General features: G+C 32.1%; 13 protein-coding genes and 1 pseudogene. 10 read left to right on the top strand and 4 right to left on the bottom strand.

What is annotated here, in order from left to right; genetic code table 11:
* The first annotated feature begins 261 nt into the window (after positions 1-261).
* Genes AD998_01420 through AD998_01405 form a run of 4 tightly spaced genes read left to right on the top strand, consistent with a single transcriptional unit; the run spans position 262 to position 4,406 of the window.
* Positions 262-1,098 carry a hypothetical protein gene (locus AD998_01420; protein ID KOY84982.1) on the top strand — a complete coding sequence of 279 codons (837 nt, stop codon included), beginning with the start codon at positions 262-264 and terminating at the stop codon, positions 1,096-1,098.
* 1 nt (position 1,099) lies between these two features.
* A complete protein-coding gene (locus AD998_01415) occupies positions 1,100-2,365 on the top strand; it encodes a sodium:proton exchanger (protein ID KOY84981.1) in 1,266 nt (421 codons plus the stop codon).
* The gene (locus tag AD998_01410; GenBank protein ID KOY84980.1) at positions 2,352-3,461 is read left to right on the top strand and encodes a ferrochelatase; all 1,110 of its coding nucleotides are present in this window, start codon (positions 2,352-2,354) and stop codon (positions 3,459-3,461) included. The genes AD998_01415 and AD998_01410 overlap by 14 nt, the downstream gene beginning before the upstream one ends.
* A 15-nt stretch (positions 3,462-3,476) precedes the next feature.
* A complete protein-coding gene (locus AD998_01405; protein KOY84979.1) occupies positions 3,477-4,406 on the top strand; it encodes a hypothetical protein in 930 nt (309 codons plus the stop codon).
* Positions 4,407-4,456: 50 nt separating this feature from the next.
* Here the strand turns inward: AD998_01405 and AD998_01400 are convergent, their stop codons facing one another.
* On the bottom strand, positions 4,457-6,658 hold the full coding sequence (locus AD998_01400) for a peptidase S9 (GenBank protein ID KOY84978.1): 2,202 nt from the start codon (positions 6,656-6,658) through the stop codon (positions 4,457-4,459).
* A gap of 327 nt (positions 6,659-6,985) precedes the next feature.
* Here AD998_01400 and AD998_01395 point away from each other — a divergent pair.
* The 5 genes and pseudogenes from AD998_01395 (at position 6,986) to AD998_01375 (ending at position 10,656) form a co-directional block, all read left to right on the top strand.
* Positions 6,986-7,291 (top strand): annotated as a pseudogene (locus AD998_01395) (hypothetical protein).
* Between the two features lie 10 nt (positions 7,292-7,301).
* Positions 7,302-8,510 carry a hypothetical protein gene (locus tag AD998_01390; GenBank protein ID KOY88008.1) on the top strand — a complete coding sequence of 403 codons (1,209 nt, stop codon included), beginning with the start codon at positions 7,302-7,304 and terminating at the stop codon, positions 8,508-8,510.
* A complete protein-coding gene (locus tag AD998_01385; GenBank protein KOY84977.1) occupies positions 8,485-8,868 on the top strand; it encodes a hypothetical protein in 384 nt (127 codons plus the stop codon). The genes AD998_01390 and AD998_01385 overlap by 26 nt, the downstream gene beginning before the upstream one ends.
* A 125-nt stretch (positions 8,869-8,993) precedes the next feature.
* The gene (locus AD998_01380; GenBank protein KOY84976.1) at positions 8,994-10,226 is read left to right on the top strand and encodes an amino acid dehydrogenase; all 1,233 of its coding nucleotides are present in this window, start codon (positions 8,994-8,996) and stop codon (positions 10,224-10,226) included.
* 1 nt (position 10,227) lies between these two features.
* Complete coding sequence (locus AD998_01375; protein ID KOY84975.1) at positions 10,228-10,656, top strand: hypothetical protein; 429 nt, start codon at positions 10,228-10,230, stop codon at positions 10,654-10,656.
* Positions 10,657-10,691: 35 nt separating this feature from the next.
* Here the strand turns inward: AD998_01375 and AD998_01370 are convergent, their stop codons facing one another.
* Positions 10,692-11,483 (bottom strand): hypothetical protein, encoded by a 792-nt coding sequence (locus tag AD998_01370; protein KOY88007.1) that lies wholly within the window; start codon positions 11,481-11,483, stop codon positions 10,692-10,694.
* 11 nt (positions 11,484-11,494) lie between these two features.
* Positions 11,495-12,592: an NGG1p interacting factor NIF3 gene (locus AD998_01365; GenBank protein ID KOY84974.1), complete on the bottom strand. Its 1,098-nt coding sequence runs from the start codon at positions 12,590-12,592 to the stop codon at positions 11,495-11,497.
* Between the two features lie 453 nt (positions 12,593-13,045).
* On the opposite strand from AD998_01365, the gene AD998_01360 reads away from it, so the two are divergent.
* Positions 13,046-13,432, top strand: a complete 387-nt coding sequence (locus tag AD998_01360) for a hypothetical protein (GenBank protein ID KOY84973.1) — start codon at positions 13,046-13,048, stop codon at positions 13,430-13,432.
* Positions 13,433-13,504: 72 nt separating this feature from the next.
* On the opposite strand, the gene AD998_01355 is transcribed toward AD998_01360, so the two are convergent.
* Positions 13,505-15,076 carry a hydroxymethylglutaryl-CoA reductase gene (locus AD998_01355; GenBank protein ID KOY84972.1) on the bottom strand — a complete coding sequence of 524 codons (1,572 nt, stop codon included), beginning with the start codon at positions 15,074-15,076 and terminating at the stop codon, positions 13,505-13,507.
* Positions 15,077-15,690: the final 614 nt, after the last annotated feature.

Genomic DNA, 15,690 nt, shown 5'->3' with positions numbered 1-15,690 from the left:
GTAGGGCAATATGGACAAGCTTTTAGAGTAGTTTCATAATAGTGTCCATTGGGGCATAATTGATACGACATAGTTAATTGATTGTTAATACTTTGTAAAACTATAAAAATTATTCTAAAATTAAAAACAAAAATCTATAACTCTTTGATATACAGAACACATAAATAACATAATAAAAACTTCTAATAGCCTCTCATTAATTTGTTCTGATAATTCTTATCTTTGCTTTAGTGCTTTTCTCTTAGAAAATCCTCATAAAATATGGATACTCTTTACAAAAAAATAGCTTTAGCCATTGGTTTAAATCCCAGAACTGAGGCTTTGGTTTCCGAAGCTAAAAGGATACAAAAGGCTTTTCAAGCTGAATTGTTACTAATTCACGTAGGCGAACAAACTACTGAAAGAGAGCAACTTATGAGTGAATTTTTACAAAATGCCCAAGCGAAAGATTTACCCCTTAAATGGATTGATAAAAGCAGTGTAACAGAAAATATTATTAAAACCTGTGAATCAGAATCGGTAGATTTGCTCATTATTGGAGCTTTTGCTCGTGAAACTTTTTTGAAAAGGCAAATAGGCTCTGTTTCAAGAGCATTGGCTCGTAAAGCATATTGCTCATTACTGATACTTACAGAACCATCTAAAGCACCTACACCTTTTAGAAAAATAGTAGTAGATGGAAATGATCCAACCAAAGCTCTTGAAACTATTTCAGTGGCTCTTGCATGGGAAAAAATAGAAGATGCAACCCAAGTACATATTCTAAAAGAAGCTAATATGCTTGGGCTCAGTATTATGGCATCAGAAGATAGAAGTGAAGATGAGATTGTTACACTTAAAAGAGATGCCGTAAAAAATACCATTGACGAACTTGAAAGACTCATTCAACCTGTTATTTCACCTGATTCTAAAATCAATATTAAAATTATTAGTGGTAAATTTGGTTATGAGATTGCAAGATTTTCTTCCCGTATTTTAGCTGATTTACTCATTGTACCAGCCCCAGAAAGAAGTTTAGGTATTTTGGATAGAATTTTTACCCACGATTTAGAGCACATATTAGCTGATTTACCCACCAATGTACTAATTACCTACTAAGATGGAGAGTTTAAGTCATCATGAAGTAGTGCTGTTTTTGGTACAGCTTAGCCTTATGTTATTATCAGGCAGAATAGTAGGGGAAATTATGCGTTTTTTCAATCAGCCTATGGTAATTGGAGAAATTTTAGCAGGGATTATTTTAGGCCCAACACTATTGGGTAATTACTTTCCTGAATTTTCTGCTACTTTATTCCCAAGAACAGGACATTCTCCTGTAGCACTTAATGGATTTACTCAGGTTTCTGTTGTTCTTTTACTTTTTATTGGTGGTTTGGAAGTAGAACTTCCAACTGTTATCAATCAAGGTAAAAAGGCGTTTGTTACAAGTTTCTTTGGGATTTGCATTCCTTTTGCAATAGGTTTTTTTGGTAGTTATTATAACATGGATTTCTTCCATATTCCACCACAAAAGCACTTGGTTTTTTCATTATTTATAGGAACTGCTTTATCTATTACAGCATTACCTATTATTGTACGAACACTCTTAGATTTAGGAATATTCAAGTCGCAAATTGGTATGTTAATTATAGCAGCAGCTATGATTGATGACTTTTTGGGTTGGATGATTTTTTCTATTATTCTAACCATGATGGAAGAAGGAGCAGAGCAATCTATTATTTATACAGTAACTTTTACTATTATTTTTGCCCTTCTGATGCTCACAGTATTCCGAAGGCTGATGGATAGGGTTTTACCCTGGTTTACAGAACATTTAGCTTTCCCTGGTGGCATTTTGTCTATTATGCTGGTTTTGAGTTTTTTAGGAGCTGCTTTTACAGAGTATATTGGCATTCATGCTGTATTTGGGTCGTTTTTGGTGGGTGTAGCTCTTGGCGATTCTGTTCACATGACTGAAAAAATCAAAGAAATTGTACATCACTTTGTAACAAATATCTTTGCACCATTGTTCTTTGTAAGCATAGGACTCAAAGTGAATTTTGCTACAAATTTTGACCTTATTTTGGTAATTGTTATTATGGTTATGGCATTTACTGGTAAAATTGTAGGTTGCTCCCTTGGTGCTATCTTATCTGGTTTTACTAAGCGTCAATCATTAGCTATCGGTTTTGGCATGAACGCAAGAGGAGCAATGGAAATTATTTTGGCAACACTTGCCTTACAAAATAAGCTTATTAATGAAAAAATGTTTGTGGCATTGGTAGTAATGGCTATTGTTACCAGTGTAACAGCTGGTTCTATGATGAAATTTTTCTTACAACTTAACCCTAAAAAAACTCAAGGAATACCCCATGAATCCCACTAATAAAACACGTTTTGGTATACTAATTGTAAATTTAGGAACTCCCAACTCTCCTAAAACTCCTGATGTCAGAAAATACTTGAGAGAATTTTTGATGGATGGTAGAGTCATTGACATCCCTTTGATTCCTCGTTGGATGCTCGTAAACATGATTATCGCTCCTTTTAGAGCACCGAAATCAGCAAAGATATATCAAAAAGTTTGGACTGAAAATGGTTCACCACTCAAAATTTATGGTATAGAAACCGAAAAAATGCTTCAAGAATCTCTCAATTCAGAAGAATATGTGGTTCGCTTGGCTATGCGTTATCAAAATCCTAGCATTGACTCAATTCTCAAAGAATTTGAAAAAATGAATTTAGAGAAAATTGTTGTCATTCCTTTGTTTCCTCAATATGCTTCTGCCTCATCGGGTTCGGTACATCAGAAGGTAATGGAAATTATCAGCCATTGGCAGATAATTCCAGAGGTTGTATTGGTGCGTCAATTTTTCGATAATCCTTTGTTTATCAAAGCTTTTGCAGAAATTGGCAAAGAGTATTTGAAAAAAGAATCTTATGACCATTATATATTCACTTATCATGGTTTGCCCGAACGCCAAATCCGTAAAGGTGATTGTAGCAATACCTGCCTGAAAAATACCAAAACACCCAATGAAGCCAATTGTTGTGCCACTTATGGCATCCAAAATATAGGTTGTTATCGAGCTCAATGTTTTGAAACGACCAGATTACTTGCTTCAGCAATGGGACTCAAAGCAGAAGATTGTAGTACTACATTTCAGTCTCGATTAGGCAAAGACCCTTGGATAAAACCTTATACAGATGATGTCATCAAGACATTTCCAGCTAAAAATAAAAAACGCATTTTAGCATTTTCGCCCTCTTTCGTTGCTGATTGCTTAGAAACAACTATAGAAATAGGAGAGGAATACAAAGAACTTTTTGAAGAAGTAGGTGGAGAGCATTGGCAACTTGTAGAAAGTCTTAACAAAAATCCGATTTGGATAGAAATGCTTCACAAAATGGTTTTAGAGCATACCACTCCCCAAGTAGGCTTAGACAAAATGTTGCAGGTAATTGCTGAAGAGAAGATTTAGAAATAATATTAATTTATGATTTTAAGACCATATTGTTTTTTACTTTTTTTCTTCTTTATACAATCAAATGTATCTTTTTCACAAAAAATACAATTAGAGGTTTTGGGTCATCAGAAAAGTGCTTTTTTTAAAGATTATTCAGAGAAAGATACCAAAAAAATTATTAGTGATAGTTTAATCAATCGAATTTATCTTATTGCTGCAAATCAAGGTAGAAAAGGGGATATTATCATTGATTCATTAGTAGCCCAACCTGATTATCATTGGCAAGTAGTAATCTTTGATACTGTTTTATATAACCAAAATCACATGGGTTTCAAGTATAGAATTTTTGAGAGTTCCTCTCCTAAAATACCACCCTATGAATATGGTTCTATTTCTTTTATGCTTTCTTATAACAAAGAAAGGCAAAAAAGCATATTTAACATGATCTATACAATTATAGCTTCATCAAGTATAAGTAGAATACCACTAAAAAACCCTCAGCAAAAAAATACTCTTGATACTGACTCTTTAGACACCTTTAATGAAATCATTATTAGAATACATAATAAAACAAATAATGTTAGGTATTTTACACACCTTAAAAAATTATTTTTAAGTACATTGTCATCCATCCAATCTAATTTTAGCTTAAGAAAGCAACAATACATTAATTTCTACATTTTAGAAGAAAAAGATAAGTTACCTCCAATTTCTTCCAAAAAACCTATTATTTTACATTATTCTTTAGAACAAAATAAAGATTCCCTATTATTAAGAATATCTGCAAATTCACCAGAGATAGAAACCAAAGGGCAAATATTTTTTCAAGATTTTGATTTATTAAAAGAATCTAAACAGACTTTTTCAATAGAAGAACTTCTTTTTTATCCATCTGATATATATTCGAAGTTTCAAGTGAGTATAATGGGTCTTTTATATATTAATGGTCTTAAACCTTAAACTGTTATAATATAAAAAGGCTTCCTGATAATCAGGAAGCTTTCTTATTTCTATTTCAAATTTTTATTCAAGTAATCTGTGTATTGTTGGAAGAGGAGCAGACGGCTTTGAGGGCTGTATGCAACTCCATGGTTACCAGGGGGATATATACGCAAATCTACGTCTTTTCCTGCATCTGTCAAGCCTTTTACAAGCTGGAATGTATGTTTTACGTGTACGTTTTCGTCCATAGCTGAGTGAACAAGTAACATTTTACCTTTCATGTTTTTAGCATAAGTTGTACTTGCAGAAGCTACATATTTAGCATCATTTTCAGGTAATAAACCCATATAACGTTCTGCATAAGCAGAATCGTACAAACGCCAGTCTGTTACAGGAGCTCCTACAATTGCCACTTTAAAAATATCAGGATAGTTTAAAACTGTAAAACTGGACATATAGCCTCCGTAGCTATGTCCACGAATCGCAATTTTATTGGCATCTACATAACCTTGTTTTACCATAAACTGAGCCGCTTCTGCAAAATCTTTACTTTCATATTTTCCTAATTGCTCATAAACAATTTTCTCGAAAGCATAACCATAACCTCCACTACCTCTGTTATTTACATTGATAATCACATAGCCTTGCTGAGCTAAATATTGCTCCCAACCATCTCTGCCAAACTCATTATAAACACCCTGAGCCCCTGGACCACCATAAATATTTACAAGTAACGGGTATTTTTGGCTTGGATTAAAATTTGCTGGTTTCACTACATATAAATCAATTTTTACACCATCAGAATTGGTAAAACTTGTCAATTCTCTTGGAGAATAAGTATTTTGGTTTAGATATTCTGTAACTTGAGCGTTATCAACAATTTTTTTAAGCATTTTAGACTCCTTGCCTGTTTCCCAAAGCTCTATCTGAGTGGGTGTAGTTATATTTGAATATCTATCCAAGAAGTATTTGCCATTAGGTGAGAAGTCAATATTGTGCCTTCCAGCTACTTGTGTAAGTTTTTTCTTATTCTTACCATCAAAGCCTACTTCGTACAAATGTCTTTCAAGAGGAGAGACTTCTGTAGAAGTATAATAGATTTTCTTGTTTTTAGCATCTACACTATGTACAAAAACTACTTCCCAGTTCCCTTTGGTTACTTGTCCAAGTAGTTTTCCTTTGTAATCGTAGCGATAAATGTGTGCAAATCCATCTTTTTCAGAAATCCAGAAAAACTCTTGTGTTTCTTTTGGAAAAAAGGCATAATGCATAATACCTGCAAAGAAATCAAATACATCTATCCATGCTTTAGAAGTTTCTTCCATAATGAGTTTTGCATCACCATTTTGAGCATTTGAGAAGAATAGTTTCATTTGGTTTTGCTTACGATTGAGATGCATAACAGCCAGCTGTCCCGAAACAGATGTCCAATAGATACGAGGAATATATCCATCTCCCAAATCTACTTTTACCCATTCTCTTTTATTTTGAGCAAGATCAATGATTCCAATTTTTACAAGAGGGTTTTTGTTTCCCACTTTGGGGTAAGGCAATTTTTCATAAGTATCAGCCAATCCACTATAATCTGTCATCTGGAAAATGGGGACTTCTCTTTCGTCTGTTTGCCAAAAACCGATGAATTTGCTATCAGGAGACCATTCCCAAGCCTGAGCCAAACCAAATTCTTCTTCATACACCCATCCAAAACGACCATTCCAAACATTTTCTTTGGCATCATTGGTCAGTTGGGTTTCTTTTTTGGAAGCAAAATCGTAGATATATAAATTTCCACCCTTTTCATAACCTATTTTAGATCCATCAGGAGAAAGTTCTCCTGTTTGAGCATCTTTGGCTGCTAACTGAAGCGTTTTACTTGCTACATCATAAAAATAATAATCTGAAATACCCGATCTACGCCAAACAGGACGAAAATTGCTTTGAAAAAGCAAATATTTACTATCCTTAGACCACTGAAAAGAGCTATAATTGAAAGCTTTATCAGAATCAGGAAACTTCATACCTTCACTTTTAAAAACTACCTCTTCTTTACCATCTTTAGGCGAAAAAGTTTTGATAACACCTCCACCCTCAATGTAAGAGTATTTTTCTCCACCCTCAATCCAGTTTACACCACGAGGACCAAAATTTCCTGTAAGTCTGCCTCCAGCTTGCAAACCTTCTTGAAGAGAAGCAAACTTCTTCTTGTCTTGGGCATAGCCTTGTATTGCTATAAATAACAACAATACCCAAATCAGATTTCTTTTTTGCATATAAGTTTATGTTTTAGATAAAAAACGCTTTTTAAAAAAGCAATATTACTCATACTTATACAAAAAGACAAAAGTCTTTTATTTTATCATAGATAGTTTTTATTTTTACAATTATTAATAGAAATCATGGAAAACACTTATAATAAAGAACTTGCAAATCTTCTTAAAGACTTAACACCAACTATTTGGTGGAAAAGGCTTTTAACTTTTATTATTGATAGAGCTATTTTATATGGTATATTCTTCTTTTGGGGAGCTGTTGCAGGAGCAACTGGTTTTGGGCTTGATTTATTATTAGAAATAGCAGACAATCGACTTTTAGATATTCTAGTGACAGCTTTGGTATATGTAGTTTATTGCGGTATTTTAGAATATGCAAGTGGAAAAACCATTGGTAAAATACTTGTAGGGACAAGAGTTATTAGAGCAGATGGTTCAAAACCTGATTTACCAACTATTATTAAACGAAGTTTATCTAGAATCATTCCTTTTGATGTATTTTCATTTTTAAGTAATAATCCAAGAGGCTGGCATGATAGTTTTTCTGATACTATTGTAGTAGATGATGTCGTTTTAAATTCTTACAGCAAAGTGTTATCACAAAAAAATGATGAAGAGGAAGATACTTTTTAAATTAAAGCACATGAAGATACTTTTCTGGACTATCATATTTGTTGTTTTTTCTTTTCAGAGTATTGCTCAAATTAAATTTGAACAGGGATATTTTGTTAAAAATGACTTAGATACCATTAAATGTTTAATTAAAAATTTGGATTGGAAGGATAATCCTAAGTTTTTTAAATATAAATTCTCAGATACATCAGAAGTAAAGACGGCTTCCATTGATTCTGTTATGGAGTTTGGGATACAAGAAACGGTGAAATACAAAAGATTTGATGTAGAAATTGACCGTTCTAGTGAACAAGTAAATCTGTTAAGTCTAGATAAAGCCCCTATATTTATAAAGGAGAAACTATTTCTTAAAGTTTTGATAGAAAGTAACGCTAATCTTTATTATTATGAGGATGGCAATTTGAGACGTTTTTTTTATAATGTTAGTCATCAGCCAATCAAACAATTAGTTTATAAAAGTTATCGAACAGCAAACGATTTAATAGCTACAAATGAATCTTACAAACAACAACTTTGGGCTAGTTTTCAATGCTCTTTAATAGATATTGAAGATATTAAAAAGCTAAATTATAGTACACAGGCCTTAATTTCTTTATTTATAAAATATAATACTTGCAAGTCTGCTCAAATTCATAATTATTTTCAACAAAGGAAAGGAAAACTTCTGTTTGATGTAAAAGCTGGTCTTAGATATTCTACGTTATTAATCCAAAATGATGTTTCAGGTCTATTTTTTGATTTTGGAAGTAGTTTAACAGGTAGTATTGGTTTTTCTGGTGAAATTGTATTGCCTTTTAATAAAAATAAATGGAGTATTATTGTTGAGCCAAGTTTTCAATACTTTAGTTCAATTATAAAAAACTCCTATGATCAAAGTTTTCTTCGTCCTATAGATATTAGTGTAAATTATAAATCTATAGAAGTACCTGTTGGCTTAAAACACTATTTTCATCTCAATAAAAAATCGAAATTATTTATAAATGCCCTTTATGTATTGGATTTTCAGTTAAAATCCAAAGTAGATTTTTCATCTTATAGAGAAGACTTATTGGTTACATCAGGTAATAACTTTGCTCTAGGAACAGGTTTTTTATACAACAGATACAATATTGAGTTTCGCTATCATTTTCAAAGACAAGTATTATCAAGATACATGAATTGGAATTCCAAATATCAAACCATTGCTGTTATACTTGGGTACAGATTTAAAAAATCTTAATCTTTATTTTGTGATGAGTACGTATTATATATTCAAAGGAAAGCTAACTTTTGAAACTCCTGAATTGGCTCAAATAGCTTTTGATTATCTCATTCAAGAAGAAAAATGTTATTTTTTTATTCCTGAGCAAAATAGAAACGACCCAAGTTTCTCTAAAACTCTTTTTCTCAAAGGAAATACACTTCAAATCGAAGATGAAAACTTTGGAAGTGGAGGTATTTATGATACAGCAGATTGTATAGCCAATGTAATTGGTATAGCAAAATCAGGAAAAGTTGTTTTTCAGGATGGTGATGATGAAAATGACGCATATTATCTAAATCCAAGTTATGAGCTAAAAAATAAATTAGGTTTGTAAAATACTTGATAATTTTTCATATCAAACCTCAATAGTTTTCAATTCTATCAGAACATATTTGTTTGATGTAGGATTTTTGTGCAATTTTATCCCCACAAAATACAACGTCGTTATATTGTTTACTTATGAAAGATTTACTTGCCAAATTTGAAAACAAAGCCCCAGAAATCGTATTTGAGTGGCATGACTCAGAAACAGAAGCCAAAGGTTGGATCGTTATAAACTCTTTGCGTGGTGGTGCTGCAGGGGGAGGAACACGTATGCGTAAAGGCTTAGACCGTAGAGAAGTAGAGTCTTTAGCCAAAACAATGGAAATTAAATTTACTGTTTCAGGTCCTGCAATTGGTGGAGCTAAGTCAGGTATTGATTTTGACCCACAAGACCCACGCAAACATGATGTTTTAAAGCGTTGGTACAAAGCAGCTTTTGCGTTGCTTAAAAATTATTATGGTACAGGTGGTGATTTGAACGTGGATGAAATCCATGAAGTAATTCCTATTACAGAAGAATATGGTTTGTGGCATCCACAAGAAGGTATCGTAAATGGGCATTATAATCCTTCTAAACCTGATAAAATTAAGAAAGTAGGACAATTACGCCAAGGTGTTTCTAAAGTAATCGAAGATTCTAATTATATTCCTGATGGTGCAAAACGTAAATATGTAGTCGCTGATATGATTACAGGTTATGGTGTTGCAGAGGCTGCAAGACATTTTTATACTTTGTGGGGTGGAAATGTAAAAGATAAAAGAGTAATTATTCAAGGTTGGGGAAACGTAGGAGCTACAGCAGCTTTGTATTTAGCAAAGGAGGGGGCTAAAATTGTAGGTATTATAGATAGAGTTGGTGGTATTATGAAACCCGAAGGAATGACTTTGGATGAAATAAAAAAATTATTTGCAGACAGAAGTTCAAATTTTTTGGTAGCAGACAATTTAATTCCTTTTGAAGAAATTAATGCCAAAGTATGGAGTATGGGGGCAGAAATTTTTGTTCCTGCTGCCGCTTCTAGGCTTGTAAAGCGTGAACAGGCTGAAGCTCTGATTCAGAATGGTTTAGAAGTGGTTTCTTGTGGAGCCAATGTACCTTTTGCAGATCCTGAAATTTTCTTTGGAGAAATTGCTCAATTTGTAGATAGTAAAGTAGCTTTACTACCAGATTTTATTGCAAATTGTGGTATGGCAAGAACTTTTGCATATTTGATGAGTGAAAGAGGTGGAAATATTACAGATGAAGCTATTTTCTCTGATATTTCTAATACTATTCATAATGCTCTTTTGAAGGTTTATGAAGCAAATCCTAAGAAAACACAAATCACAGAAAAAGCTTTTGAAATTTCACTTAAACAATTAGTATAGTATGAAATATTTCATTTGGGTATGCTTTTTCAGTTTAATGTCTTATGCTTGTAAGCAACCTCCTCAATCCAATAAAACGATGGATATAGAAAATAAAAAATGGTTTTTAGTTGAGTTAAATGGAAAAGCATTTACAAACTCTCAAGGAGAAGATAAAAAGGTATTTTTGAAGTTTAACAAAGAAATCCAAAAAATTGAAGGTTTTGCAGGGTGTAATAGCTTTTCAGGTGTGTACAAATTGGAAGACAGTAAAGTTTCTCTTTCAGAAATGATTGCAACAGAAGCGTATTGCGAGGAAATTATGCCACAAGAAAGAGCTTTCTTCAAAGCTTTGGCAGAAATGAAAACTCTTTCTACTTCAAAAGATGGTAAAAAACTTTCTTTAGTTGCTGAAAATAAAATAATATTGGCAACCTTAAAGTCAGAATAATAAAAAAGCCTATCAAATTGATAGGCTTTTATTTTTTAAGCTTCCTCAGCAAGTTTCTTGATTCCTCCTCTTTTTTTGGTAGATTTTTCTTCTACTTGAATTACTATTTCTTCTACACCTGCCAAAATACGTCCACAATGCTCGCAAACGATAAGTTTTTTCTTTTCTCTAATATCTACTTGACGTTGAGGAGGAACGATATTGAAACATCCACCACAAGCATCTCTTTTTACCATCACTACAGCCAAACCATTAGAAGAGTTTATACGAATCTTCTCATAAGATGTTAATAAACGCTCGTCAATATGAACTTTTTGCTTATCTCTATCAGAAACTAAACCCTTTTCTTCTTCTTCACTTTCACCAACCAATTGGTCTAGCTCCTTTTGTTTTTCTTGAAGATATTTGTTTCTGTCATTTAATATTTTCTTAACAGATTCAATTTCATTTTTTTTGCTTTCTATTTTGTCTTTGGCTTCTTTTGTTCTTTTATCACAAAGTACCAATTCCAATTCTTCTGATTCTATCTCTTTTGACAAAGCATCAAACTCACGATTATTTTTTACGTTCATTTGCTGATTTTTGTATTTGTCAATAAGCTTTTCTGCTTCTTTTTTCTTGTTTTTTAAATCAGTGATGGTTTGGTCTAACTCTTTGATTTGTTCTTCAAACCTTTGAATACGAGTTTGATAACCAGCTATTTCATCTTCTAAGTCTTGCACTTCATTGGGTAAATCTCCACGAAGCTTTTTGATATTATCCAATTCGTTATCAATGCTTTGTAGTTTCAACAAAGCATGTAATTTCTGTTCTACTGTTTTTTCCATTGATTGTGCCATTAAAGGTAATACACAGGATTGGTATTCGTTTGTGAAATTTGAACTGCAATATTAGGAAATTTTTCTGATAAAACCTTATGCAATAATTCTTTTGTAAAAATTTCACTTTCATAATGCCCAATATCCGCCAAAATTATTTTATTTTCAGTATCAAAAAACTCATGATACTTTACATCAGCTGTAATAAAAATATCAGCTTTAGAGGCAATAGCAGTTCTCAGAAGGAATATACCACTTCCTCCACAAACAGCTACTTTTTTGATAGATTTATTGAGTAATGTTGTGTGTTTCAGAACTTTTAGATTCATTTTTTCTTTTAAATAAATTAAAAAATCTTTTTCATTCATCTCATTAGAAAGCTCTCCAATAGCTCCTGAACCTATCTCTTGATTCTCGTTTTCTAAATGATGGAGATAATAGGCTACTTCTTCATAAGGGTGAGCTTGTTTAAGTGTTTGAATTATTTTCCTTTGCAAATATGTGGGAAAAACCACTTCTATACGTATTTCTGATGCCTCTTCCAATTTACCTTGTTCTCCCAAAAATGGATTGGCTTTTTCATTGGGTTGAAAAGTACCAGTTCCTTCTAATTGAAAACTACAATTTTGATAATTACCAATTTGCCCTGCTCCTGCATTCCATAAAGCATCTAAAACCTTTTGGCTATGCTCTTTTGGGCAAAATGTTGTCAGTTTGGATAAAATTTGTGATTTAGGTGCTAATATCTTTATATTTTTTAAACCTAAACGTTCTCCAATATGAAAGTTTACTCCACCTTGTACATTATCTAAATTGGTATGAATTGCATACAAAGCGATATCATGTTTGATGGCTTTTAAGATGGTTTTTTCTACATAATTTTTACCTGTAAGGCTCTTCAATGGCTTAAACAAAATAGGGTGATGGGCTATTATCAAATTACATTTTTTTTTGATAGCTTCATCTACAACATCTTCTGTCATATCTAAAGATGTTAATACTCCTGTTATTTTTGCTTCATAATTTCCTACAATTAAACCTGAATTATCATAACTTTCTTGATAAGCAGGTGGAGCAATACCTTCTAAAAACTGTGTAATTTGCTTGATTGTATCCATTTTTATTATATTTCTAAGTATTTTACAATGATAATGCATTTTAGGTATTTTTCTATCTTCAAGGATGCTCCCCTTATATGACTTTTACTATTTTATGTAATATTTATACTCATTATTGAACATATTATCTTATCTTATTTTTATAGAATGATAAAAATTTAGAGTAGCTTTTTATAGTAAATTAAAGATAATCACTTTATATTGTTGATGTTCAAAAGTCATTATATTGTAATTTTTCTATCAAGATTTTCTATAATTAAGATTACATTATCATATTTTTTCGATATTTTGAAAGAGCAAGTACTTCCAATAGCTTTAAAACGCATTTTGTTGATATTTCTACCTATTCACAAATCTTTTTTATTGATGTAATTTTAAAGTATTTTTTGCAGTTGTTCTAAACATTTTTTTTTTTAGATTTACACAAAAATAGCCTAAAGTTGGCACTTTGATATGGAAAACTTATTAATTAGAGCTACCGAACAAACCGCAGAAGTTATTTTAGATGCCAAAGAAGGGAAAATATCGTTCTCAGGGGTTTCTATACCTGAAGACTCATACACCTTTTTTACACCCATTTTACGATGGATAGAGCAATACAACGAAAAACCTCAAAGCAAAACCACAGCTTCATTTAATATCATGTATTGTAATACTAGTTCATCTATGTATATTTCTGAGATTTTACGAAAACTACGTAAAATAAAAAATGCTACACAAGAAATAGAAATACTATGGTATTATGAAGAAGAAGATGATGATATGAGATTGTTAGGGGAGGATTTTAAGAGGATTAGCCAATTAAATTTCAAGATTATTTCTATGCCCTCAGTTTCATAAAAAATTATTACTTGACTAAAAAAGCAAAGCCTCTGTTATACAGAGGCTTTTAAAATTTTTGGGATATAAAAATTATCTGTTTCTACCATATTGTTCGTGGCTCGATACCCAATCAGATGATGAAATAGCAGAAGCCAAAGAGATTTCACCAGCCAATACCACACCAGCGATAATTTCAGCCAACTTATTGACAGTATTTCTACCTGTACATCCCAAAATTTGTAAAGATTCATTTTGAGTGGCAAGTTTTACTCCACCTCCATGAGTTGCAATAATCAGAGATGGAATTGTGATACTCATATACAAATCTCCTTCTGGTGTAAGTTCAGAATATAACAAACCCGCTGATGATTCTGATACGTTTGCTACGTCTTGTCCTGTAGCTATAAACAAGGCTGTAATCCCATTGGCAGAATGCAAACCGTTGTTATTTGCTCCAGATAAAATTGAGCCAATATTGGCTACATTATAATGAGCCACTAATTTTTCAGGTTCTACACGCATCAATTGAACCAAAACATCACGTTTGATTACACACTCAGCTACAACACGTTTACCACGTGTACGCATTACATTAATTTGAGAAGCTTTCTTATCTGTTGCAAAATTTGATTCTAAATAAAAGTTTTTAATTTTATTAGGAATATAAGCATCCAACATCCAGCTACAAGCTGCAAAAGTAGCTCTGCCTACCATATTTTGCCCTGCTGCATCACCTGTAGAGTAGTTGAAACGTAGATAAGCAAACTTATTTGATAAATATGAATCTATATATTGCAATTTGGCTACACTTGAAGTAGCTTCTGCTTCTTCTGCAATTTTCTTGAAGTTGGCTTGAACCCATTTTTCAAATTCTCTTGCTTCACGAGCATTTTCAAATACAAATACAGGAGCCCTTTGCATAGCATCTCCTATTACAGTACAAGTTACTCCACCACTTAAATTCAATACTTTTATACCTCTATTATAAGAAGCAACTAACGTTCCTTCGGCTGTTGCCATAGGAATTAAGAAATCTCCTTTTGCATGTTCTCCATGAATTGTAATAGGACCTGCAATACCCATAGGTACTTGAGCTACACCTACGAAATGCTCACAATTTCCTTGTGTAAGATGTGGATCAAAAGAGTATTTTGTAATATGATTTACACCTTTAAAATCAGGGTATACATATTTCTTCACATAATCATCCAAAAATTTCTGTCTAGTTTTGATAGCCTCTTCAGAATAATCATCCATATCATTTCTGGGTATTTTGATGACTCCTGTATCTTGTTTGGCAATAGAATCTTCAACCTTTATTTCTAAACTACCAAAAGGGCTTGCTTTAAATTCTATTTTTACTTTATATTTTCCTTCAGGTAAAGCATCTGTTTTAACTATTACATTAATAGCCTTACGAATTGGGAAGTCAATAGGTGTAGCTTCTGTTATTTGTTCTGCTGTTAAGAGATTGTTATCACCCAAATCAAACAAAACATCTTTTAAAGGAATATTTTTATCACCTATTACGACTTCTTTTAAGCCTGTTAGTTTAGCATCACTTAGTCTATTTTTAACAGAGAATACAACTCCTTGTGGGTCATTACGAAGGCTACCTCTTGTATAGAGTTGTTTCAGTAGCATACTTGGAATGAAATTCATACGTTTGTGCTTTAATGAGTGAAAAGAATATATTTTAGATACGCATAATAAAGAATTTCGCAGAAAAAGCAAACTTTTTCATAAAACTTTTATATTTTCCAATCATAAAATAAACCTTAACTTTTTATGCAAGAAGAACTTCAACGTTTGTATAATTTTCTTGAAAGTGATGATGAAGCCAACATCCTTTTAGCTTTAGAGTTATTAGAAAATTTTTCTTTTGAAGAAAAATTCTTGACTCCACTTATTTATTATGCCTTCTTACAAGATGAATATGCAGGTTTAGATGAAGCTATTACAGAAAAGTCTAAAGAGTTTTTTTTGAAAAATGCCTCAAAACCACTCCAAGAAATTGCTTCAAAAATAAAAAGAGAACATATAACAGGTTATTATACACAGGAAAACACAAAAGTTCTTACGGAAATTATTTCACACCCTAGTATTCAAGATAAAACATTTTTTTTCCAAAAAACGCATAGACTTGGTGATGAAAATTATACGCTTCATTGTTTAGAGTCTTATGATGAAATAGAAGATGCCGATTGGATTGATAGCTTATATATTGATAATAAACAAATTAAAGATTTTAATAAAATTCTAAAAAAAGCTTCTAA

This window comes from bacterium 336/3, assembly GCA_001281695.1.
In the GTDB taxonomy this organism is placed as follows: Bacteria; Bacteroidota; Bacteroidia; order Cytophagales; family Thermonemataceae; genus Raineya.
This window is presented reverse-complemented; position numbering and strand designations above follow the sequence as displayed.

Excerpts from the sequence above, each read along its gene's own strand:
- AD998_01420 (KOY84982.1), top strand. The coding sequence starts at position 262 with ATGGATACTCTTTACAAAAAAATAGCTTTAGCCATTGGTTTAAATCCC.
- AD998_01415 (KOY84981.1), top strand. The coding sequence starts at position 1,100 with ATGGAGAGTTTAAGTCATCATGAAGTAGTGCTGTTTTTGGTACAGCTT.
- AD998_01410 (KOY84980.1), top strand. The coding sequence starts at position 2,352 with ATGAATCCCACTAATAAAACACGTTTTGGTATACTAATTGTAAATTTA.
- AD998_01405 (KOY84979.1), top strand. The coding sequence starts at position 3,477 with ATGATTTTAAGACCATATTGTTTTTTACTTTTTTTCTTCTTTATACAA.
- AD998_01400 (KOY84978.1), bottom strand. The coding sequence starts at position 6,658 with ATGCAAAAAAGAAATCTGATTTGGGTATTGTTGTTATTTATAGCAATA.
- AD998_01390 (KOY88008.1), top strand. The coding sequence starts at position 7,302 with ATGAAGATACTTTTCTGGACTATCATATTTGTTGTTTTTTCTTTTCAG.
- AD998_01380 (KOY84976.1), top strand. The coding sequence starts at position 8,994 with ATGAAAGATTTACTTGCCAAATTTGAAAACAAAGCCCCAGAAATCGTA.
- AD998_01375 (KOY84975.1), top strand. The coding sequence starts at position 10,228 with ATGAAATATTTCATTTGGGTATGCTTTTTCAGTTTAATGTCTTATGCT.
- AD998_01370 (KOY88007.1), bottom strand. The coding sequence starts at position 11,483 with ATGGAAAAAACAGTAGAACAGAAATTACATGCTTTGTTGAAACTACAA.
- AD998_01365 (KOY84974.1), bottom strand. The coding sequence starts at position 12,592 with ATGGATACAATCAAGCAAATTACACAGTTTTTAGAAGGTATTGCTCCA.
- AD998_01360 (KOY84973.1), top strand. The coding sequence starts at position 13,046 with ATGGAAAACTTATTAATTAGAGCTACCGAACAAACCGCAGAAGTTATT.
- AD998_01355 (KOY84972.1), bottom strand. The coding sequence starts at position 15,076 with ATGAATTTCATTCCAAGTATGCTACTGAAACAACTCTATACAAGAGGT.